The sequence below is a fragment of the Tateyamaria pelophila genome, assembly GCF_019966495.1.
Classification (GTDB): Bacteria; Pseudomonadota; Alphaproteobacteria; order Rhodobacterales; family Rhodobacteraceae; genus Tateyamaria; species Tateyamaria pelophila.
Genome location: NZ_JAIMIA010000085.1, coordinates 1 through 19,904 on the forward strand (window position 1 = coordinate 1; position 19,904 = coordinate 19,904).

Annotated in this window: 24 protein-coding genes; 10 read left to right on the forward strand and 14 right to left on the reverse strand. The window is 58.1% G+C overall.

Translation table 11 applies throughout. The annotated features are described in order from the left end of the window. Positions 1-61 precede the first annotated feature (61 nt). From LC354_RS19890 to LC354_RS19920, 7 genes are all read right to left on the reverse strand, one after another. A complete protein-coding gene (locus tag LC354_RS19890) occupies positions 62-526 on the reverse strand; it encodes a tyrosine-type recombinase/integrase (protein ID WP_223427146.1) in 465 nt (154 codons plus the stop codon). Further along, positions 510-1,169: a hypothetical protein gene (locus LC354_RS19895; protein ID WP_223427147.1), complete on the reverse strand. Its 660-nt coding sequence runs from the start codon at positions 1,167-1,169 to the stop codon at positions 510-512. Before LC354_RS19895 ends, LC354_RS19890 begins: the two co-directional genes overlap by 17 nt. A gap of 1 nt (position 1,170) precedes the next feature. Continuing rightward, on the reverse strand, positions 1,171-1,608 hold the full coding sequence (locus LC354_RS19900) for a hypothetical protein (protein ID WP_223427148.1): 438 nt from the start codon (positions 1,606-1,608) through the stop codon (positions 1,171-1,173). Between the two features lie 229 nt (positions 1,609-1,837). Then, positions 1,838-2,326 (reverse strand): 30S ribosomal protein S9, encoded by a 489-nt coding sequence (gene rpsI, locus LC354_RS19905; RefSeq protein WP_223427150.1) that lies wholly within the window; start codon positions 2,324-2,326, stop codon positions 1,838-1,840. A gap of 2 nt (positions 2,327-2,328) precedes the next feature. After that, positions 2,329-2,790 (reverse strand): 50S ribosomal protein L13, encoded by a 462-nt coding sequence (gene rplM / locus LC354_RS19910; RefSeq protein ID WP_223427151.1) that lies wholly within the window; start codon positions 2,788-2,790, stop codon positions 2,329-2,331. A 119-nt stretch (positions 2,791-2,909) separates the two neighbouring features. Then, on the reverse strand, positions 2,910-3,401 hold the full coding sequence (locus LC354_RS19915; protein ID WP_223427153.1) for a hypothetical protein: 492 nt from the start codon (positions 3,399-3,401) through the stop codon (positions 2,910-2,912). Positions 3,402-3,840: 439 nt separating this feature from the next. Further along, complete coding sequence (locus LC354_RS19920; RefSeq protein WP_223427155.1) at positions 3,841-4,281, reverse strand: PaaI family thioesterase; 441 nt, start codon at positions 4,279-4,281, stop codon at positions 3,841-3,843. A 57-nt stretch (positions 4,282-4,338) separates the two neighbouring features. Here LC354_RS19920 and LC354_RS19925 point away from each other — a divergent pair, with 57 nt between their 5' ends. Beyond that, a complete protein-coding gene (locus LC354_RS19925; protein ID WP_223427156.1) occupies positions 4,339-5,127 on the forward strand; it encodes an enoyl-CoA hydratase in 789 nt (262 codons plus the stop codon). 258 nt (positions 5,128-5,385) lie between these two features. Here the strand turns inward: LC354_RS19925 and LC354_RS19930 are convergent, their stop codons facing one another. Further along, positions 5,386-5,538, reverse strand: a complete 153-nt coding sequence (locus LC354_RS19930; protein WP_223427157.1) for a hypothetical protein — start codon at positions 5,536-5,538, stop codon at positions 5,386-5,388. Positions 5,539-5,668: 130 nt separating this feature from the next. On the opposite strand from LC354_RS19930, the gene trmFO reads away from it, so the two are divergent. The 3 genes from trmFO (at position 5,669) to gluQRS (ending at position 8,591) form a co-directional block, all read left to right on the forward strand. Beyond that, complete coding sequence (trmFO, locus tag LC354_RS19935; RefSeq protein WP_223427167.1) at positions 5,669-7,024, forward strand: methylenetetrahydrofolate--tRNA-(uracil(54)-C(5))-methyltransferase (FADH(2)-oxidizing) TrmFO; 1,356 nt, start codon at positions 5,669-5,671, stop codon at positions 7,022-7,024. 107 nt (positions 7,025-7,131) lie between these two features. Then, the gene (locus LC354_RS19940) at positions 7,132-7,743 is read left to right on the forward strand and encodes a class I SAM-dependent DNA methyltransferase (protein ID WP_223427158.1); all 612 of its coding nucleotides are present in this window, start codon (positions 7,132-7,134) and stop codon (positions 7,741-7,743) included. Then, positions 7,740-8,591, forward strand: a complete 852-nt coding sequence (gene gluQRS / locus LC354_RS19945) for a tRNA glutamyl-Q(34) synthetase GluQRS (protein ID WP_223427159.1) — start codon at positions 7,740-7,742, stop codon at positions 8,589-8,591. Before LC354_RS19940 ends, gluQRS begins: the two co-directional genes overlap by 4 nt. A gap of 13 nt (positions 8,592-8,604) precedes the next feature. Here the strand turns inward: gluQRS and hisI are convergent, their stop codons facing one another. After that, a complete protein-coding gene (hisI, locus tag LC354_RS19950) occupies positions 8,605-8,964 on the reverse strand; it encodes a phosphoribosyl-AMP cyclohydrolase (protein ID WP_223427170.1) in 360 nt (119 codons plus the stop codon). A gap of 86 nt (positions 8,965-9,050) precedes the next feature. Here hisI and LC354_RS19955 point away from each other — a divergent pair, with 86 nt between their 5' ends. Next, on the forward strand, positions 9,051-9,503 hold the full coding sequence (locus tag LC354_RS19955; protein ID WP_223427160.1) for an iron-sulfur cluster assembly scaffold protein: 453 nt from the start codon (positions 9,051-9,053) through the stop codon (positions 9,501-9,503). Between the two features lie 231 nt (positions 9,504-9,734). Here the strand turns inward: LC354_RS19955 and LC354_RS27750 are convergent, their stop codons facing one another. From LC354_RS27750 to sciP, 5 genes are all read right to left on the reverse strand, one after another. Continuing rightward, complete coding sequence (locus LC354_RS27750) at positions 9,735-9,863, reverse strand: hypothetical protein (protein WP_263289485.1); 129 nt, start codon at positions 9,861-9,863, stop codon at positions 9,735-9,737. A 100-nt stretch (positions 9,864-9,963) separates the two neighbouring features. Beyond that, positions 9,964-12,054, reverse strand: a complete 2,091-nt coding sequence (gene recG / locus LC354_RS19960; RefSeq protein ID WP_223427172.1) for an ATP-dependent DNA helicase RecG — start codon at positions 12,052-12,054, stop codon at positions 9,964-9,966. Next, positions 12,048-14,111, reverse strand: a complete 2,064-nt coding sequence (ligA, locus tag LC354_RS19965; protein ID WP_223427173.1) for an NAD-dependent DNA ligase LigA — start codon at positions 14,109-14,111, stop codon at positions 12,048-12,050. The genes recG and ligA overlap by 7 nt, the downstream gene beginning before the upstream one ends. A gap of 272 nt (positions 14,112-14,383) precedes the next feature. Then, entirely contained in the window at positions 14,384-15,103 is a 720-nt protein-coding gene (ctrA, locus tag LC354_RS19970) for a response regulator transcription factor CtrA (protein ID WP_223427161.1), read from the reverse strand. Positions 15,104-15,200: 97 nt separating this feature from the next. Continuing rightward, a complete protein-coding gene (sciP, locus tag LC354_RS19975) occupies positions 15,201-15,479 on the reverse strand; it encodes a CtrA inhibitor SciP (RefSeq protein WP_223427162.1) in 279 nt (92 codons plus the stop codon). 125 nt (positions 15,480-15,604) lie between these two features. Between sciP and mnmA the strand changes: the two genes are divergently transcribed. From mnmA to LC354_RS20000, 5 genes are all read left to right on the forward strand, one after another. Continuing rightward, positions 15,605-16,744, forward strand: a complete 1,140-nt coding sequence (gene mnmA / locus LC354_RS19980; RefSeq protein WP_223427163.1) for a tRNA 2-thiouridine(34) synthase MnmA — start codon at positions 15,605-15,607, stop codon at positions 16,742-16,744. Between the two features lie 133 nt (positions 16,745-16,877). Further along, positions 16,878-17,633, forward strand: coding sequence for an SDR family NAD(P)-dependent oxidoreductase (locus tag LC354_RS19985; RefSeq protein WP_223427164.1), 756 nt, complete (start codon positions 16,878-16,880; stop codon positions 17,631-17,633). Positions 17,634-17,661: 28 nt separating this feature from the next. Further along, positions 17,662-18,147, forward strand: a complete 486-nt coding sequence (locus tag LC354_RS19990; protein WP_223427165.1) for an MOSC domain-containing protein — start codon at positions 17,662-17,664, stop codon at positions 18,145-18,147. Positions 18,148-18,496: 349 nt separating this feature from the next. Continuing rightward, positions 18,497-19,426, forward strand: a complete 930-nt coding sequence (locus LC354_RS19995) for a glycosyltransferase (RefSeq protein WP_223427166.1) — start codon at positions 18,497-18,499, stop codon at positions 19,424-19,426. 68 nt (positions 19,427-19,494) lie between these two features. After that, positions 19,495-19,904: transposase (locus LC354_RS20000; RefSeq protein ID WP_223421634.1), on the forward strand; the 410-nt coding region annotated here is incomplete at its 3' end.

Below are 19,904 nucleotides of genomic sequence, written 5' to 3' on the forward strand. Positions count from 1 at the left end.
GCCCTCCCTCCGTCACACACCCACCGCGGCGTCTCACCCAGATTGACGCGGAGTCTCACCCTCATTGTCGCGCCGCAGCATCGTGCTTCTGCCCAAACCAAACCCAGTCATTTGCCTTTGTGTGCGGCGAGATTTTTTTCCACTCTTTCAGTGCATTGTTGGCGCCAGTTTGCGCTTGCACAAAACGCGCTTGTCCCTTTTTCGTAGCTTTGCTTACACGCACTTCCGCTATGCGTTCGTCTTCGCCTTCAACCTCTTCATCCAGTTTTACATCGCTCCAGCGCATTTCGCGCGCTTCGCCAACACGCAAGCCGCTGTGCAGCAAGAACATAATAAAGTAGGATAGCTGTGCACGGTGCAGCTTGTGCCAAGCGTTCAGCCCCTCGCTCGCAAAGCGCCCCACGCAATCCCTGTAGCTGCGCAAGTTTCGCACCAGCACCAAATACTCGCTGCCAGTGTCAAAGCCAGCACGCCTGTTTTGTGTTTGCCCCTTTGCAGCAACGCGCATCTTAACAATTTGCTGCATACGCCCGTGTTCCGTTGCATCGTAAAAAAATCTGATTTAGCGCGCTTTGCTCCATCTGCAGCGTCTTTAAAGCTGGCAATTTTTTCGCGTTTGCAGTGCCGCGTGTTTTCGCGCCACGTCGTTTTGGATTGTAACTTTGCAGCATCGCCGCGTTCTCTGTGCTCCAGTAGCTTTTGCGCCAATCCCAATACCCAGCTGCATACTGCGAAGTTATATCGTTAAGCAGCATTGAGCTGCTGTCGCTGTTAGAAAAGTAGTCTTTGAAGTAGCGATTGAAGTACATTTTATGCCAGCGCGCACGGTCTTCTGCCCACGTGCCGTTGCGCAAGTTGCGCGCATACCAGTCGTTCCAGTGCTTCTCAAAAGTGTATTCATCCAAGCTGTGCCCAAGCCGCGCCGCTTGCTGCAGACGCAGCAGCTCACTCTTCGCATACTCGTAAGCATCCTCGTAAACAGTCAGCTTCGTGCTGCGCGTAATGTAGCCTTTGCGCCCGCCAATCTTCAGCCGCATATACCAAGTTGGCTGACGGTGCGTTTGAGCGTTGGGGACAGCGACAGCGACAGCGACAGCGACAGCGAGATTGCGCTGAAAGAGCACAAGTGCACCGCCATAGTGTTCTCGCTTGTTCTCGTAAAACGCCACGTCAGCTCATCCCACAACGCTGTTCTATCAAACCCCAGTTGTTCTCAAACTGCGCCAGCGATGTCATTTCAACTGCACAATGTGTGGTTTGAGGGTTGCGAGGGCGGACACCGTTATGCTTGTCCAACCACGCGCCATAGTTCTGTAAGATTATCGCCTGCAGCTCGCGCTGTAGCAGTATGAAATATTTGTCTTGTCCAGCCCCGTCGCCAATCTTTACGAAAACGTAAACCAGCTCGCCATCTAGCGCGTCGTCCAAGCCACGCACAATTTGGCGATCACCTTCAAAATCAATGTGTATGAAGCGCGTTGCGTTGAAGTGAACAGAACCAGTGCGCCATGCTTTGACCTGCAAGTGCACCGTCGTGTCGTTCGCATATGCCAATATATCAATGTCAGGCACGTTGCCTGCAAATGCAGTAGCAACAATCCCGCGCATACCTAGCTCAGCAACAACCAAGCTTTCACCAATCTGCCCCGCCAGCTGTGTCTTAAAGTTACGTGCCAGCCTACTGCTCCAAACATGCCTCAAACGCTATCGTTATGCTAATTTCGCTAAATCAATACGTCAATTAATTCAGTGTGCTGCTACAAAGCTGCTACCCATGAAAAAAGAGCTGCAAAACATGCAGCCCTTTGTAATTGTTTAGTAATATACTCGTTCGTAGTTAGCGCTTGGAGAACTGGAAGCTCTTACGCGCTTTGGCCTTACCGTATTTCTTGCGCTCCACAACGCGGCTGTCGCGGGTCAGGAAGCCAGCGGCTTTCAGGGCACCACGCAGTGCGGGGTTGTAGAGTTGCAGCGCCTTGGACACGCCGTGCTTGACCGCACCGGCTTGACCGGACAGACCGCCGCCCTTGACGGTGGCCACAACGTCAAACTCACCTTCAACGCCGGCAACCGAAAACGGTTGGGCCAGGATCATTTGAAGCACAGGACGGGCGAAATAGACTTTCATCTCCTTGCCGTTCACTGTGACTTTGCCCGAGCCGGGCTTGATCCAGACGCGGGCAACCGCATCCTTCCGCTTGCCTGTGGCATAGGACCGACCCAGCGCGTCACGCACGGGCTCGCGAGGTGTCAGTTCCGCTTCTGCGGCGACAACGTCACCGGCAACGGCTTGCAGGTCTTCGAGTGTGTTGATTTCGTCAGACATGCTCATGCGCTCCGCGTGTTTTTCGGGTTCATGGACGCAACATCCAGAACTTCGGGGCTTTGCGCCTCGTGGGGGTGGTCGGCACCTGCATAGACGCGCAGGTTTGTCATGATCTGACGGCTCAGGCGGTTGCCGGGCAACATGCGCTTGACGGCCAGGGTCACGACACGCTCGGGGTGCTTGCCTTCAAGGATTTCTTCCTTGGTGCGCGATTTGATCCCGCCGGGATGGCCTGTGTGCCAATAGTGGTGTTCCTGACGCTTGTTGCCGGTCAGTTGCACTTTCTCGGCATTGACGATGATGACATTGTCACCACAGTCCATGTGAGGCGTGAAAGAAGGTTTGTGTTTGCCACGCAGGCGCATGGCGACGATCGAAGCAAGACGGCCCAAAACGATGCCTTCGGCGTCGATGATGATCCATTTCTTGTCGATGTCCGCAGGTGTTGCGGTAAAGGTTTTCATAAGGTCACATCCCTAAAGGGTGGTATTTCGGATTGCGCGGTTATACAGCAGCCGCTGGCCCGGTCAATGGCGTAAAGCCTCTAAAAACAAAGCAATTTCAATATCTTGAAAATAAGGTATCAGAATACCCCATCAATGCCTATCACTTTGGTCGGATTGTCCAGCAGAACGCGCAAGCGGGTGATCGCACCCTTGAAACCTGTTATGCGCACACCTGCATTGATCGCAAGGCGGACCGCATGGGGACGCGCGCGTCCCGGTTGGCATATTCTTTGGCCGACAGGATACGCACGCCTATCGCCTCGGCGGCCTTCACAAAGGCCCCTGCCCGCCAGCCTCGTGGCAAACGCAGCCACAAAAAGGAACATCGCGGGCCAAGCCAGATCGTATCCTCCAAGAATATTCACCGCGCGCTGGACACAGATATCTATGCGGTCACGCGCCCTGGCTGCTGCAGGGCGCACTTCGGGTATGATCCCGTCTTTGTCCATGGCCACCCGCACGACCTCGGCCCGTAACCCTTCCGCCGCCCATCTGAAGCCCGGATAGACCAGCACTTCGATCAAAACCGCAGGGCTGCGCCAGCGCAGCAGAGCCTGAAAGATCAACATGATTGCGGGCCCTACCGATCCAAGCGGCGCAGACGACAGCCATTTCCCTGCAGCGGGGGCAGCCTGTCTCCGGCTTGGGAACGGTTGGTTGCAATACCGTCACGAATGGCCTGAGTGACCGCCTTGTCCTTCGGCCCCTTCGGATCAGGATTTGGGGCCGCCAAATCGTATCCATCACGATCTTTCCGCAGCGCGAGCACCCATCGCTGTGTAACACCCAGGCATGGTGGTGCTGCTATCTTGTGCCAATACAATGTACGGGAGCGTGGCGCTGCGCCGACCGGTCCCGGACCAGCTACGCCATGAAAACCGGAACCCGCCAAGAACCATTGTGACGCTCGTCGCGTGCTCTCGCGGGGGTGAATTCTCCGCGGCATCTTCCAGAATCCCGGCAAATGACCGGGCGTAACCCGCACGTTTTAAGTTCCACTACAGCGCGTTATGCGTGAGGCAAGTCAACACCTGCGGGTGGAATTGCATAGGTCAGGCTGGCCCGCGCTACAGGTTTGTCCGTACCTTCGGAGTAGATCAGCACATCCGACACCGACAATGTCTTGCCCAGCTTGAGCAACCGACCATAAGCGAGCAAATCCACCCCGGCTGCAGGTTTGCGCATGAAATCAATTGAACAATTCGTCGTGACAGCCAGGGCGCGCGGACCGATATGCGCCAGCGTCACCATATAGGCCGCGACATCCGCAAGGCCGAACATGGCAGGCCCGGACACGGTGCCGCCGGGGCGCAAATGACGATTCTGTACCAAAAGGCGCAGGGTCACCCCCGTCTCCGTCACCTCTTCGACACGAAATTCATCGGCAACTTCCAGAAACACTTTGCCCAGAAACGCGTTCATCTGCGCCGCATCCATTACCACAGTCATGCTTTTCCTCTCGCTTTCGGTGCTTTAGGATGTCCCCGAAACCTGCGGGAGAGCAAGATGGCAATTCTGGAACGTGAGGTCACCAATGGCGTGGCCCGCTTGCAACTAAACGCGCCCGAGCGCCTCAATGCGCTCTCGGATGAGATGATCGCGGCGTTGCACGGCGCGCTGGACGATATTGCAGAAGACCGCGACGTGCGCGCCGTGATCCTGTCCGGGGCGGGCAAGGCCTTTTGCGCGGGCCATGACCTCAAGCAAATGACTGCCGGACGACAGGCCGAGGACGGCGGACGCGCCTATTTCAAAGACCTCTTTGACCGTTGCGCCGCAATGATGGCGCGGGTCCAGTCCCTGCCCCAACCGGTCATCGCACAAGTGCACGGGATCGCAACGGCTGCCGGCTGCCAATTGGTCGCAACCTGCGACCTCGCCGTCGCCGCGCATGGCACCCGGTTTGGCGTCAACGGGGTGAATATCGGTCTGTTTTGCTCTACCCCAATGGTCGCGCTCAGCCGGAACATTCCGCGCAAAAAGGCCTTTGAAATGCTCACGACCGGCGATTTCATCGAAGCGGAGCGTGCGGCGGAACTTGGTCTGATCAACCGCGCCGTTTCGCATGACACACTTGCCCAAGAAACGCAGGCCCTCGCGGACCAGATCGCGGCCAAGCTGGCCTCAGCCGTCAAAGTCGGCAAAGCGGCGTTTTACACGCAACTGCAAATGCCCGTGGCCGAGGCTTATGGATATACCGGCGACGTCATGGTCGAAAACATGTTGGACCGCGACACGCGCGAAGGCATCGACGCTTTCATCGACAAACGCCCACCAAATTGGCCGCACCAATAATAATCTTCGCGCATGTCGGGACAAAACACCGCTTGGTTGTTTCCAATCCCGCACCTGTCTATTTCCAAATCGGGCGCAAATGCGGCACAAAAGAGACACGGTTAACGCATCGTAATCCTTTCGGGTCGCCGTCGGCGGAAGGTCCCTCCAGGTCAGTCTCTCTCTGACCGACCATTCCCGCGGCGGCGGCCCCAAAATATCCCCTAAATAGCTTAACTTACAGCCTGCGGCAGCATCGTCACGCGCGCCGAGCTTTCATCAGACCGTGGGTGTGCAATCATCGACTGTCAGGTCCTGAACCGGGTCAACAGGGCCACAGGCTTCACCGGAAATGGGATAGGTGTCCGGTTGCTCGCAAGCTTGCACAAAGATCAGCACCAAAAATGCCAGCGTCATTTTCCTATATGCCACAGGTCTCTCCATCTGATTGATTTCACAGAAGCCTAGCCGCCTCAAACATGCGTGCCTTGATGTACGTCAATTGCCCGATTTGCGCCTTGCGCACATTGCGCGCGCGCCCCGTTTGCCCTACATCCAGCGCATGTCGGATATCTTACACATCGTTGGCGGCGGAATGGCCGGATCAGAGGCCGCGTGGCAGGCCGCAAACATGGGCGTGCAGGTCGTGATCCACGAAATGCGACCCAAAGTCGGCACCTTTGCCCACCAAACCGGACTGTTGGGGGAAATGGTCTGCTCCAATTCGTTCCGCTCCGATGACAGCGAACAGAACGCCGTGGGGCTTTTGCATTGGGAAATGCGCGCCGCAAACGGGTTGATCATGGCAACCGCAGACAAACATCGGCTCCCGGCCGGCGGCGCATTGGCGGTGGATCGCGACCCCTTTGCACAATCAGTCACCGATGCGCTGATGGCCCACCCCAACATTTCGGTCGAATACGGCGAAATCACTGAATTACCGAGCCAGGGTCACTGGATCTTTGCCACGGGTCCACTGACCTCATCGACGCTTGGCCAAGCCATCGCCGCCGAAACAGGCGCCGAAGCGCTCGCGTTTTTCGATGCTATCGCTCCCATTATCTATTTCGACAGCATCGACATGTCGCGCGCGTGGATGCAATCGCGCTATGACAAGGGCGAGACCGAGGAAGAACAGACTGCCTACCTCAACTGCCCCATGACCAAAGAACAATATGAGGGGTTTATCGACGCCCTGCTCGCAGCCGACAAAACCGAATTCCACGAAGGCGAAACCGCAGGCTACTTCGACGGATGCCTGCCGATCGAAGTGATGGCGGAACGGGGCCGAGAAACCTTGCGCTTTGGCCCGATGAAACCGGTCGGCCTGACCAATCCACACCAACCGGACATCAAACCCTATGCCGTCGTCCAGTTGCGGCGCGACAACAAACTCGGCACGCTTTACAATATCGTCGGCTTCCAGACCAAAATGAAGTATGGCGCGCAAACCGATGTTTTCAAACGCATTCCAGGGCTGGAAAACGCCAGCTTTGCGCGACTGGGCGGGATTCACCGCAACACGTTCCTGAACGCGCCCACGCTGTTGACAGAGGATATGCGGCTGCGCTCGCGGCCCAATATCCGCTTTGCCGGGCAAATCACCGGGGTCGAAGGGTATGTCGAATCCGCTGCCATGGGGCTGTTGGCCGGACGCATGGCCGCCACCGAATTGCTGGGCGGTACACTCAACGTCCCCCCTGCCACCACGGCGATGGGCGCATTGATCACGCACATCACAGGCGGCGCAGAGGCCAAGACTTTCCAACCGATGAACGTCAATTTCGGACTCTTTCCGCCGGTCGAAGGGCTCAAGGGCGGACGGCGCGGCCGCAAGGACCGCTACAAGGCCTACACCGATCGGGCAAAGGCGGACTGGCAAGGATGGCTGGCCCCGCAGGCCCGCGTTGCCGCCTGATCCCTTCATCTTGCCAGATAAACTCCGGGGTGTCTGAGGGGCTGGCCCCTCAGCCGGTCCGTGCTACTTACTGGACGGCCCGACCAGATCGCGGTTAGTCTGCATGTATGACAAAATTTCTGGACAAAGCCTATCAAGCCCGCGACGCGGCCTCGACACGCGACCTCTATGACAATTGGGCCGCCAGCTACGAAGCGGAAGTCGAAGAGAATGGATATGCAACGCCCGGACGATGCGCAAAAGCGCTAAAATCCGTCACGGATGACCTCACGGCCCCGATCCTGGATTTCGGCTGTGGCACAGGCCTGTCCGGGCTGGCCTTGAAACTTGCAGGGTTTGAGCAGATCGACGGTCTCGATCTGTCGGCAGAGATGCTCGAACGCGCCTCTGCCAAGAATGTCTATCGGTCACTGGGCCTGATTGAGGCAGGCTCTGCTCTGCCCGTGCCTGTCGGCACGTACTCCGCGATCGCCGCCATCGGCGTTATCGGAGCCGGTGCCGCTCCGATCTCAGTCTTTCATATGTTGATGCGGCAACTGGCCTCGGGCGGCAAGATGGTTTTCTCCTTCAATGATCATGCTTTGGAGGACCCCACAAACATCGGTGGCCTGTGCGAGTGGACGGACTGCGGCGCAGCACGGCTCCTGATCAAAAAGCGTGGGCCGCACTTGCCTGGAATCGACTTGAAGTCCACCGTCTACGTTATTGAAAGAACGTGATTTACACGACGCGCTTTGCACCATCTCCGACGGGCCCTCTGCATCTCGGGCACGCTTATTCCGCGTTGCTGGCCTTCGAGCGTGCGCAGGCCGCAGACGGTCAGTTCTTGGTACGGATTGAAGATATCGATCAAGGCCGCGCGCGACCGGAGTGGGAGGCGCTGATATTCGAGGATTTGTGCTGGCTGGGCCTGTCCTGGGCCACACCCATCATGCGCCAGTCCGAGCGCCTCGATGCTTACGCGCAAGCCCTTGAGAAAATGTGGTCAGAAGGCCTTTTGTATCAATGTGATTGCAATCGTCGCGACATAACCGAAGCGGTCGGTGCACCACAGGAAGGCGTGCCGATCCATGGCCCGGACGGTGTGATATATCCCGGCACCTGCCGCAACCTGCACCCGCGCTCTGGCCCTGTTCCGCAAAACGTCACTTTGCGCTTGGATATGCACAGCGCGCTGCGCCGCCTCACGGGTCCATTGATTTACACCGAAACCGGTATCGCACCGGGCGACGTCGATGTGCGCCGCACGCATCCGATTGAAACCATGGGCGATATCGTGCTGGCCCGGCGTGATATGGCAACGTCTTATCACCTGTCAGTCGTCGTGGATGACGCGGCTCAAATCATCACGGAGGTTGTCCGTGGTGCGGACTTGGCGGACGCCACCCGCATTCACGTCATCCTGCAAGCAGTGCTGGGCCTGCCCACGCCCGACTACCACCACCATCGGCTGATCCGTGACGTGAATGGCAAGCGATTGGCCAAACGGGACGATGCCCGCGCGATTGCCAAATACCGGAGCGAAGGGGCCAGTCCACAGGACATCCGCGTGCTGGTCGGGCTTTAGGCCGTGGTGCGCCTTACGCGACCGGCGACATCGTCTCGACTTCGGAACCGGTTGTGACATCCGTGTAAAAGCATGACACGCGACCTGTATGACAGGCCGGACCCGTCTGGCGCACTTTCATCAAAAGACAGTCGCGGTCACAATCCACCGACAGGCTGACCAGCTCTTGCAGGTGCCCCGATGTCTCGCCCTTGATCCAGAACGCCTGCCGCGAGCGGCTCCAATAGGTCACCTTGCCGGTGCGCAAGGTCCGCTCGATGGCTTCGGCATTCATCCAGGCCATCATCAACACATCGCCGGTCGTAATTTCCTGTGCGATGGCGGGAATGAGGCCCCGATCATCATATTTCAACGTGGCGGGATCGAACTTCACATCCTCTGACATGGCAAAACCTTTGCTTCTGGCCTCGACCTGACTATGTAAAGGCAAAGCTGTAATGACACCAGACCGGAGGGGCCATGCCCGCCGAAACAGACCTGATAAAATTATACTCCAACCGCATCCTTGGCTTGGCGGCGGATATTCCGCATCACAAGCGCCTTGATGCCGCGGATGCGACCGTCAAGAAACGTTCGCCCCTGTGCGGATCGACGGTCACGGTGGACGTGGCCGTCAAGGATGGCCGGGTCGCGGCGTTTGGTCAGGATGTGAAAGCCTGTGCACTGGGTCAGGCTGCGGCAGCGGTAACCGGCGGCGCAATCGTCGGACGCACCTTGGACGAGGCACGCGCGGCACGCGATGCGTTGCGCGCCATGCTCAAAGACGGCGGACCCGTTCCAAGCGCGCCCTTTGATGGTTTTGAAGTGTTGGAACCTGCGCGCGATTACAAGAACCGCCACGCCTCCATCCTGCTCAGCATCGAAGCCAGCGTGGAAGCAATGGAACAGGCGCTGCAATCGAACTGCGCCTAGACGAGCACACGCGTCGCGACGGCATCTGACTTGAGCCTTCACCATATTCCGGCAAAAAAAAGCGCCGCACATCCAATAGGATGGCGGCGCAGGGAAAAGCGTCTCTTGCTTGGGACGGATACCGCAAACCCCGAGGCAAACCGGGTCAGATCAGGCAGGCAGAGCCTGATCCAGATGCGCCAATGTGGGACGGGCGCGGGGCGGAATCTTGAGCAAGATCGCAGGCAGAACTCAGATCAATGACGGAAGGTGCAAACCAACCACCAGCATCACCATCAACGCGGCCGCCCCAAGCGCATCCTGAAGCAGGTGTGCTTCGGCACGGGTGGCGATATCCTTGATGTGGCGTAATGTGGTCATGTCGGCATCTCCGTCTTCGAGTTGCCTCTTTGTTCTCATATTATTAACCCTTCGTAAAGAACTTTTTGAGAACATTTGCGAACTTATGAGAACAAAATCGTTAACCCACTGAAATCAAACGGATCGCCTCATCCTGCCGCATGAGCCACAACAGAACACGCGCGGCCCGCCCGCGCGGTCTGTCCAGTGCCGGATCTTCGGCCAGCAATTTACGCGCATCGGATTGGGCAACGGCCATCAAAGCGCCTTGCCGTTCCATATCCGCAATCCGAAACCGAGGCACGCCGGATTGTGCAGTGCCAATAAGATCCCCGAACCCACGCATTTGCAAATCGGTTTCGGCGATACGAAACCCGTCTTCGGTCTCGCGCAGCACTTCTAGACGGCGCTGGCCTGTTTCGGAGAGCGGCGCCTGATACATCAGCAAACAGGTTGACGCGGCCGAGCCCCGGCCAACGCGGCCCCGCAATTGGTGAAGCTGCGCCAGCCCGAACGTCTCCGCCCGCTCGATCACCATGATTGTCGCATTTGGGACGTTGACGCCCACCTCGATCACCGTCGTGGCGACCAAAACCCCGGTCTTGCCGGATTGAAAGCGCGCCATCGCTGCGTCTTTCTCCGCTGGCGGCATCTGGCCGTGCACAAGACCCACGACACCTTCCCCCAAGGCTGCACGCAACCGTTTGAAGCGCTCTTCGGCGGCGGTCAGATCCACCGCTTCGCTTTCCTCGACCAGCGGGCAGACCCAGTAGCACTGCCGCCCCTCGGCCATGACGGCACGCAACCGTTCGATCACTTCATCCATCCGGCCAGTACTGACCAGTGCCGTTTTGATCGGTTTGCGCCCGGGCGGTTTTTCGTCCAGCACCGAAACATCCATATCGCCATATTGCGCCAGCGCCAGCGACCGCGGAATCGGCGTGGCAGTCATCACCAATACATCCGCTGCACTGCCTTTCTTGCCCAGTTCAAGCCGTTGGCGCACCCCGAACCTGTGCTGTTCGTCGATGATGGCAAGGCGCAAATCCGCGAAATGCACATCGGCCTGAAACACGGCATGGGTGCCCACAAGGATCTGAATGTCGCCGCGCTGCAACGCTTCGAGCTTGGCGCGCCGTTCCGCGCCCTTGTCGCGGCCCGTCAGAATCTCAAGGACGACACCGGCACTTTCGGCCAAGGGTTGCAAACCTTCCAGATGCTGGCGCGCGAGGATTTCGGTGGGCGCCATCATGACGCCCTGCCCACCTGCTTCGACGGCGATCAACAACGACATGAACGCCACGAGCGTTTTGCCGGATCCAACATCGCCTTGCAGCAATCGGTTCATGCGGACGTCTTGCGCCATATCCTGCGCGACCTCGGAAATTGAACGCTCTTGAGCACCCGTCAGCGCATAAGGCAACGCCGCACGCACGCGTGCCTGCAAGCGGCCATCGCCCACGCTTGCGCGGCCCGGAAACCGGCGTTCCGACGCCCGGGCCAGCGCAAGGGTCAGCTGATGCGCCATCAATTCGTCATAGGCCAGACGGGTGCGCGCGGCGCTGGTCGCCGAAAGATCTTCAAGCGATTTCGGCGTGTGCGCAGTTTGCATGGCGACTGCGAAATCAGGCCATTCCTCTTTGGTTTTCTGTCCGGAATCGATCCACTCGTCCAACGCAGGCAGCCGTTTCAACGCGGCGCGTGTGGCCTTGAACATCGTCTTTTGCGTGACGCCGGCGGTGAGGGGGTACACCGGCTCGAACGCCGGAATGTCAGAAATTTCTTCCTCGGGAATAATATATTCCGGGTGCACCATTTGAACCGTGCCGTCGAACATCTCGACTTTTCCAGACACCACCCGCGTACTGCCCTGCGGCAGAACACGTTGCAAATAGTCGCTTCGGCCATGGAAGAATACGATCTGAAAGCTGGTTTGGGCATCCTCAACATGAATGCGATAGGCCCCACCCCGATTGCGCGACGGATGATGTGCGCCGACCTTGACGATCACGGTCACTGTGGTGGGCAGGCCAACCCCATCGACCGTCTCCTGCAGCGCCCGGTCGATGCCAGTATGCGGCAAGGTAAAGAGCAGATCACGGGGTGCCACAATGCCCAGTTGCGCCATGTGCTGCGCCGTTTTGGGGCCGACGCCGCTCAACGTTTCAAGCTCTGCAAAGAGCGGAAACAGAACCTCCGGTCGGCTCATGATGACCCGATCAGCGCAAGCCAGCCATCTTCGTCCAGGATTTCGATCCCCAGCTCAATCGCCTTTTTGGCCTTGGATCCTGCGCCGGGCCCCGCAACCAGCAGATCGGTCTTGGCACTGACGGATCCCGACACCTTGGCACCCAACGCTTCGGCACGGGCCTTGGCTTCGGCGCGCGACATTTTTTCCAACGTACCGGTAAAAACGACCGTCTTGCCCGCCACAGGGCTGTGACTTGTATCCGGGCGCACCGCATCTTCGATCTCAAGCTCCGCGATCAAACGCTCGATACTGGCCCATTCCGCGTCTTGCTGAAATGTCGTCGCCAACGATTGCGCCATCACGGCACCGACGCCGTCGATACTGATCAGGTCGTCCCATGCCGCATTGCCCGGGGCCGCGTCACGCATGGCCTTACTGAAAGCAGCCCAGCTTTGGTAATGCAGGGCCAGAAGATTCGCAGCCGCCTCCCCGACATTGCGAATGCCCAAGGCAAATATCACACGATGGAGAGGGATTTTGCGACGCTCGTCAATCGCGTCAAAAAGGTTCGTTGCGGACTTTTCACCCCACCCTTCGCGGTTTTTAAGCTGCTGCAATCCAACGCCATAGCGCGCGCGCAGCGTAAAAATATCTGCCGGCTCCTTGATCCAGCCATCGGTATGGAATTGTTCGACCTGTTTGGCTCCAAGACCGTCGATGTCAAATGCAGAGCGGGACACAAAGTGTTTCAACTTTTCCACAGCTTGCGCCGGACAGATCAAACCGCCAGTGCAGCGCCGGACCGCGTCACCAGGCTCGCGAATCGCAGCGCTGCCGCATTCCGGGCAAACCTCCGCCATGGTGAATGGCACCGCATCGGAAGGGCGTTTCGCCAAAGCCACGTCCGCCACCTTGGGAATAACGTCGCCCGCGCGGTAGACTTGGACCCAATCGCCGACACGAATGTCCTTGCCGCCCCGTATCTCGGCGCCTTTGCTGTCGCGGCCAGCAATGTAATCCTCGTTATGCAGTGTCGCATTTGACACCACCACCCCCCCGACCGTCACCGGAGTGAGCCGCGCCACCGGGCTGAGTGCCCCGGTGCGCCCGACCTGGATGTCGATTGCTTCGAGATGTGTCCAGGCCAGTTCAGCCGGAAATTTATGGGCCGTCGCCCACCGCGGTGTGGTCGATCGAAAGCCGAGCCGCGATTGCAGCGCAAGATCGTTCACCTTGTAAACAACTCCGTCGATGTCATAGCCAAGGTCCGCACGCTTTTGTTCGATCACCCGGTACTGGGTAATCATATCGGCCGGGCTATCGCACAGTCGCGTCAGGGGATTGGTCTGAAACCCCAGCGCACTCAGTTTCTCGATGGCGCCGATTTGTGTATCTGACAAAGGCGTACTCAACGCGCCCCAAGCATAGGCGAAAAAGCGGAGTGGGCGCGCACGGGTGATATCGGAATCCAGTTGCCGCAAGGACCCTGCCGCCGCATTTCGGGGATTCGCAAACGTCTTGTCGCCCGCATCCGTTTGCCGTGCATTCAAGGCTTCGAAGTCGGAATGGGACATATAGACCTCCCCGCGGACCTCCAGTATATCCGGCGCGTCGGCTATTTTATGCGGGATATCATCAATCGTACGGGCGTTAGCGGTTACATTTTCGCCGACCGCACCATCCCCGCGCGTGGCCGCCTGCACCAATTGTCCCTGTTCGTATCGCAGCGACAAGGACAACCCGTCAATCTTGGGCTCCGCCGTATAACTCAGCGGCGCGTCCGCGCTCAGACCGAGATATTTGCGAATGCGTCCGTCAAATTCACCGACATCTTCATCGTCGAATACGTTCGACAGCGACAGCATTGCGACGGCATGCGTGACTTTGGTGAACCCGTCCGCCGGGCCTGCGCCAACCTGATCCGTCGGGCTGTCTTTACGTTTGAGGTGTGGAAAAAGAGCTTCGAGTTCCGTGTTCCGCCGCTTGAACGCGTCGTATTCCGCATCGGTCAGATCCGGCGCATCCTTGGTGTGGTAGGCGATGTTGGCCTCAGCCAATTTCGTGGCAAGATGCGCCATCTCCTTCTCTGCTTCGGTCTCGGTCAGAGTTTTGGGGTCGGGTCGTTCAGTCACGTCATACCTCACGTGCGGTTGCGTCACACAGATAAATCCGCCACCCGTCCGGGTCCAGCCTTTCTGTTTCTCAGCGACATTTGCATCGCTGCCAACGCATATATGCGTTTCATGACCCAGCCTAAACGACATTATTCGTTTGCGCTGTCACGCAAGACGTAAAAAAACCCAACGCACCGATGCGGTACGCTGGGTTCATTCAACTCTGTCGTCGTGGCTTATGCGCCGATGGCGAGCCGCTCGTCACCCTTGGACTGATGCGGTTCCGGATCACGCAAAACATAACCGCGCCCCCAGACAGTCTCGATATAGTTGTAACCGCCTGTCGCAGTGCTGAGCTTTTTACGCAGCTTGCAGATAAAGACATCGATAATCTTGAGCTCAGGCTCGTCCATGCCGCCATAGAGATGGTTCAGGAACATCTCTTTGGTGAGAGTCGTGCCCTTTCTCAGGCTCAACAGCTCGAACATCTGGTATTCTTTTCCGGTCAGATGCACCGTTTTGTTGTCAACGCTCACCGTTTTGGCATCAAGGTTAACGGAAACATCCCCTGTTTCAATCACAGATTGCGAATGGCCTTTGGATCTGCGGATAATCGCATGGATGCGGGCGACCAATTCTTCGCGGTGGAACGGTTTGGTCAGGTAGTCGTCCGCTCCGAAACCAAACCCCTTGATTTTGTTTTCTGTATCATCAGAGCCAGAAAGGATCAGGATCGGGGTTTCGATCCTTGCCAGCCGCAACTGGCGCAACACCTCGTGCCCGTTCATATCCGGCAGATCCAGATCAAGAAGGATAAGATCGTAATCATACAGCTTGGCAAGATCGATCCCCTCTTCTCCCAAATCTGTAGCATACACATTCAGATTGGCATGGGTCAGCATCAGTTCGATGCTTTTGGACGTTGTTGGATCGTCTTCTACAAGCAGCACTCGCATTCATCGGTCTCCGCGCTTGGGATGGTTAATGTTGACCTGAACGTGACGTCAAAAGGTTAACCACACGTTACCCTTGATCAGTTTGTACTCGAACAACCTAAAGTTGTCTATATTTTTGAATAGCTGTTGCCTTGAGCGCTTCTTCTCCGTGGGTTGAGACCGCTCGCACCCACTCTTCGAACTCTTCGGCGCTGATTCCGTAACGCGCCTGGGCACCTTCTTGCGATATCAAACCGTAGAGCACCCCCCGCACCACAGCCGCCTTGCGCGACGCGACCCAGCGCCGCGTTGTGGCTGGCGGCAAATCTGCTTGCGTCAATACCGTGCCGTCCGGCAGCGTGATTGCGCGGGGTCCGTCCACTTTTTTCAAGTACATCGCTATGCTCACGTCCATAATTTAAGCAGACCATGAGCAAACGCATTTAACGACGCGTTAAACGCGCCCTTGAGACTATTTCGCATTTTCATATATATGCGTTCAACTTGTTCCGGAGACACAGCATGCTCGACCAATCCGGCCCGCCCAATTCATTGGGCTTCGCCAAAGCCCCCGCCGACACCCGTGTCGTCGTTGCCATGTCCGGTGGTGTCGACAGCTCGGTCGTTGCTGCGGAACTGAAGTCGCAAGGTTATGATGTCGTTGGCGTGACACTCCAGCTTTATGATCACGGCGCGGCGCTTGCGAAAAAAGGCGCATGCTGTGCCGGTCGCGATATCCATGACGCTCGCCGGGTCGCCGAAGAAATGGGCTTTCCGCACTATGTACTCGACTACGAAAACGTGTTTCGCGACGCGGTGATCGACGAATTTGCCGACAGTTATCTGGGCGGCGCGACCCCTGTGCCCTGCATCCGCTGCAACGAGCGGGTTAAATTCAAGGATCTGTTGGAAACCGCCAAGGATCTAGAGGCGGATTGCATGGCGACGGGCCACTATATCCAGCGCAAAATGGGCGAAACCGGCGCGGAACTGCATTCTGCGGCCGATGCGGCTCGCGATCAAAGCTATTTCCTGTTCTCCACCACCGCCGAGCAACTCGACTATCTACGCTTTCCCTTGGGCCACTTGCCGTCCAAGGACGACACCCGCGCGCTGGCTAGCAAATACGGGTTGAGCGTCGCAGACAAGCCCGACAGTCAGGACATCTGTTTCGTACCGAACGGCGACTATGCCTCGGTCATCCGCAAGCTGCGCCCCGAAGCCACGGCACCCGGCGACATCGTCGATACCAACGGCCGTGTTCTGGCGCGTCATGACGGCGTGATCAATTACACGATCGGGCAGCGGCGCGGGCTGGGCATCGGCGGCCTTGCCGATCCGCTCTACGTGGTGAAACTGGATGCAGACGCCCGGCAAGTGGTTGTCGGACCGAAAGAAATGCTTGCCACGCGCACCGTGCCGATCCGCGAAGTCAACTGGCTCGGAGACGCCCCGTTTGACAGCCGCGCCGAATGGCATGTCGGCGTCAAGGTACGCTCGACGCGCCCACCGACCGAAGCCGTGATTCGTCCGCTCAGCGCGACCGAAGCGACGGTCGAACTGGTCTCGGCCGAAGCTGGTGTATCGCCGGGTCAGGCCTGCGTGTTCTACGACCGAGACACCAGCCGGATCTATGGCGGTGGATGGATCCACAGGGGCTGAGGCCTGCCAAAATGCGCCAATCCAGCATGTCATGCGCGCGCAGGCGCGCTCCGCCGGATCACGCCCGCGCTTGCCAGAGGACAGTCCCGTCGGTTATCTGAACGCACGTTCAAATTTCGGAAGGAACGCGGCAATGCAACTCAGCACAACCAAGGCAGTCATCACTGGCGGCGCATCCGGCCTCGGCGAGGCGACGGCAAGGCATTTCGCGTCGCACGGCGCACAGGTCACCCTGCTGGATCGCGACACAGAGCGCGGCACGATGGTGGCCCGCGAAATCGGCGGCCATTTTGCGCAAACCGATGTCTCGGATGAAGCCTCTGTGCAAGCTGCCATCACGCAGGCAGTTTCCGACATGGACGGGCTGAACGCGGCCGTGAATTGCGCGGGCATCGCGCTGGGGATCAAAACGCTTGGCCGCGACGGCGCGCACCCCCTGCCCGCCTTCCAGAAAACCGTGGACATCAACCTTGTCGGCAGTTTCAACGTCGCCCGCCTTGCAGCAGCAGCCATGGCTGACAATGGCCCGGAACCCGACGGCGCGCGCGGCGTGATCATCAATACCGCGTCCATCGCCGCCTTTGACGGACAGAAGGGTCAAGCCGCCTATGCAGCCTCCAAGGGCGGCATCGTGGGCATGACCCTGCCGATGGCGCGCGATCTGGCGTCGATCGGCGTGCGGGTCATGACCATCGCACCGGGCATTTTCCACACACCGATGCTGGCGGGGCTGCCCGAGGACATTCAGGCCGGTCTTGCCGCGGATGTCCCCAATCCGGCACGGCTTGGCGATCCGAATGAATATGCGCGACTTGCGGCTTTCATCGTCGAAATGGGATATCTGAATGGCGAAGTCATTCGTTTGGACGGTGCGTTACGGATGCGATAGTCTATTATTATTTCAAGGTTTTTCGAAAATGTGGCAAGGTCAGCTTCTTAACATCCACACAACACCCACGGCGCGTGCGCCTATGGTGGAACGCGCTGCTGCCACGCTGATACCGGGTGTCGGGATCGAGGGCGACCGCTATGCCAAAGGCATCGATACCGGCACCTATTCCGCTCAGCCCGATATCCGCGAAGTCACCCTGATCGAGGTGGAAACCCTCGAAGCACTCGCACGCGACCATGACATAACGCTGAGCCCGCAAGAACACAGGCGCAACCTTACCACCCGTGATGTGCCGCTGAACCACCTCGTGGGTCAACGGTTTTACGTAGGCGATGTTCTGTTGGAAGGCGGTCGGCTGAACTATCCCTGCCGCTATATCGACATGATCACCAAAAAGACGATCTGCGACCTGCTGGAACACCGCTCCGGCCTTAATTGCCGCATCATCGAGGGTGGCACGATCAAGCCCGGTGACCTGATCCGAGTGATTGAGCTTGGTGCGAGATTGTGAGTCAGGCCCGTGCTGTTACCTTCAAATTGGCCCAGATGGCTTTGAGTGGTGATCTTTTCAGCCGCACCATCGCTGGCGTCCAACGGTTGCGTGCACCGCCGGTTCCCGCGTGAGAAAGTTACAGGCAAAACCTAAAGGAAGGTGGCGCGACAGGTCTGATCAAACGGGTGACGAGCAGGACAAGTGTCGGGCTACACCTGCCACCGAGGCTCGCAATCCCGCTGTGTCGCGGTTCAGATGCCTGAACCATAGCAAAACTCGACCAATTGGCTTGATAACTGCGCTTAACCGCTGCAAAACTGGTAAATATTCTGCTTGGGGGCATGTTGGTTTAGGGTAGGTATATTTTGTGCAATATTGTTTTAATACTGACGCACGTTTAGCATCTTCGGTACCAGACGAGAACGCCCCGATAATCATCGTGGCGATTCCTACCCTGGACAGACCCGAATTTCTTTGGAACCTTCTGCTCGACTTGAAAAGACTGGATCACCCCTGCGGCACGGTCGTGCGGTTTCTTGTGGTAGACAATAGCCCCAACGGAGATTGGGAGGCACTCGTCACCGAAGCAGAGCGGAACACGGGACTTTCGCTGAACTACCGGCATGAACCGGAACGTGGACTCGCTCATGTACGGAACCGCTGCCTCGACGAGGCCGAGCGTCTGGCGGGCGATTACATGTTCTTTCTGGACGACGACCAGACCCCGGTTCCCGATGCGCTTGTGGCTAACTTCCGCGCGATGCGACTTCACAATGCACAGGTTGTCTTTGGCGCAGTTCGAGCACGCTATCTCACAGCGGTTCCGCGTTGGATGCGACGCAGCAGGGTACATGATGGTCCCGCCCATGACGAAGGAGAGTTGCTCGATTATGCTGACACATCCAATGTATTTTTCGATCTGTTTTTTTCGCGAAAGTTTGGAACTCGCTTCGACCTGGGGTTTAATTTTACCGGAGGAGAAGACACGCTATTCTTCCGAACAATAAATGCCAGTGGCGGTCGTATCGTTTATTGCGCTGACGCCCTCGTATATGAAAACATATCGGCCCCGCGCGCCACGCTGCGCTGGCTGATCAAGCGATGGCGCTGTACAGGGAACAACTGCGCACGCATTGACCTTGCGATGAGCGGCTCGACCCGCCGGGCAGCCCACCTTTTCGGCGGCTTGGCGCGCATAGCAGCCGGTTTCACTTTGGCAGTGCTCGCCGTTCCGGCGGCGCTTGCGGGGCATTTTGAACATTTCGCTGAATCCCGCATTCCCCAAGTAGATCTCTGATTTCGCTGTCTTGAACGTGATATTTTCTATATATATCATGGCGTTGGTTGCTGCGGAGGATGTGTTTCATGGATCACCCAGAGGGTGCGGGCTTGCAGCGGGCAGATCGTGTGGATTTTGACCCTCGCGTGCGGCTGGAATTCCGGGGCGCTCAGCTCAGTTCGGATGGCGGCCTTCTGGTGATGCGCGAGCTTGATGACGCGCTCGGTCTGTCCAATCTGGCGTCTGCTGCCCTGTGCGATAATCGCCGTGGCAAGAACACGATCCACCGGCTCGACGGGCTGTTTCGGCAATCGGTCTACGGCCGGTTGGCAGGATACGGGGACGTCAATGACGCCGACCGTCTCGCGCTCGATCCCGTGATGCGCCAGGTTGTCGGTGGCCGTGCCGTCGATGCGCATGCCGCATCCACGTCGCAGATGGGCCGGTTCGAGACCGAGGGACTGGCGACCGCAGAGAACCGGGCGGCTCTGTCTGA

What these genes read in the sequence shown, in the direction of transcription:
- ctrA (WP_223427161.1), bottom strand. Translation starts at nt 15,103, where the DNA reads ATGCGAGTGCTGCTTGTAGAAGACGATCCAACAACGTCCAAAAGCATC.
- LC354_RS19955 (WP_223427160.1), top strand. Translation starts at nt 9,051, where the DNA reads ATGCCCGCCGAAACAGACCTGATAAAATTATACTCCAACCGCATCCTT.
- LC354_RS19920 (WP_223427155.1), bottom strand. Translation starts at nt 4,281, where the DNA reads ATGACTGTGGTAATGGATGCGGCGCAGATGAACGCGTTTCTGGGCAAA.
- LC354_RS19985 (WP_223427164.1), top strand. Translation starts at nt 16,878, where the DNA reads ATGCAACTCAGCACAACCAAGGCAGTCATCACTGGCGGCGCATCCGGC.
- mnmA (WP_223427163.1), top strand. Translation starts at nt 15,605, where the DNA reads ATGCTCGACCAATCCGGCCCGCCCAATTCATTGGGCTTCGCCAAAGCC.
- LC354_RS27750 (WP_263289485.1), bottom strand. Translation starts at nt 9,863, where the DNA reads ATGACCACATTACGCCACATCAAGGATATCGCCACCCGTGCCGAAGCA.
- trmFO (WP_223427167.1), top strand. Translation starts at nt 5,669, where the DNA reads ATGTCGGATATCTTACACATCGTTGGCGGCGGAATGGCCGGATCAGAG.
- LC354_RS19940 (WP_223427158.1), top strand. Translation starts at nt 7,132, where the DNA reads ATGACAAAATTTCTGGACAAAGCCTATCAAGCCCGCGACGCGGCCTCG.
- LC354_RS19915 (WP_223427153.1), bottom strand. Translation starts at nt 3,401, where the DNA reads ATGTTGATCTTTCAGGCTCTGCTGCGCTGGCGCAGCCCTGCGGTTTTG.
- rpsI (WP_223427150.1), bottom strand. Translation starts at nt 2,326, where the DNA reads ATGTCTGACGAAATCAACACACTCGAAGACCTGCAAGCCGTTGCCGGT.
- sciP (WP_223427162.1), bottom strand. Translation starts at nt 15,479, where the DNA reads ATGTACTTGAAAAAAGTGGACGGACCCCGCGCAATCACGCTGCCGGAC.
- LC354_RS19990 (WP_223427165.1), top strand. Translation starts at nt 17,662, where the DNA reads ATGTGGCAAGGTCAGCTTCTTAACATCCACACAACACCCACGGCGCGT.
- LC354_RS19900 (WP_223427148.1), bottom strand. Translation starts at nt 1,608, where the DNA reads ATGCGCGGGATTGTTGCTACTGCATTTGCAGGCAACGTGCCTGACATT.
- ligA (WP_223427173.1), bottom strand. Translation starts at nt 14,111, where the DNA reads ATGGCGCATCTTGCCACGAAATTGGCTGAGGCCAACATCGCCTACCAC.
- LC354_RS19890 (WP_223427146.1), bottom strand. Translation starts at nt 526, where the DNA reads ATGCAGCAAATTGTTAAGATGCGCGTTGCTGCAAAGGGGCAAACACAA.
- rplM (WP_223427151.1), bottom strand. Translation starts at nt 2,790, where the DNA reads ATGAAAACCTTTACCGCAACACCTGCGGACATCGACAAGAAATGGATC.
- LC354_RS19925 (WP_223427156.1), top strand. Translation starts at nt 4,339, where the DNA reads ATGGCAATTCTGGAACGTGAGGTCACCAATGGCGTGGCCCGCTTGCAA.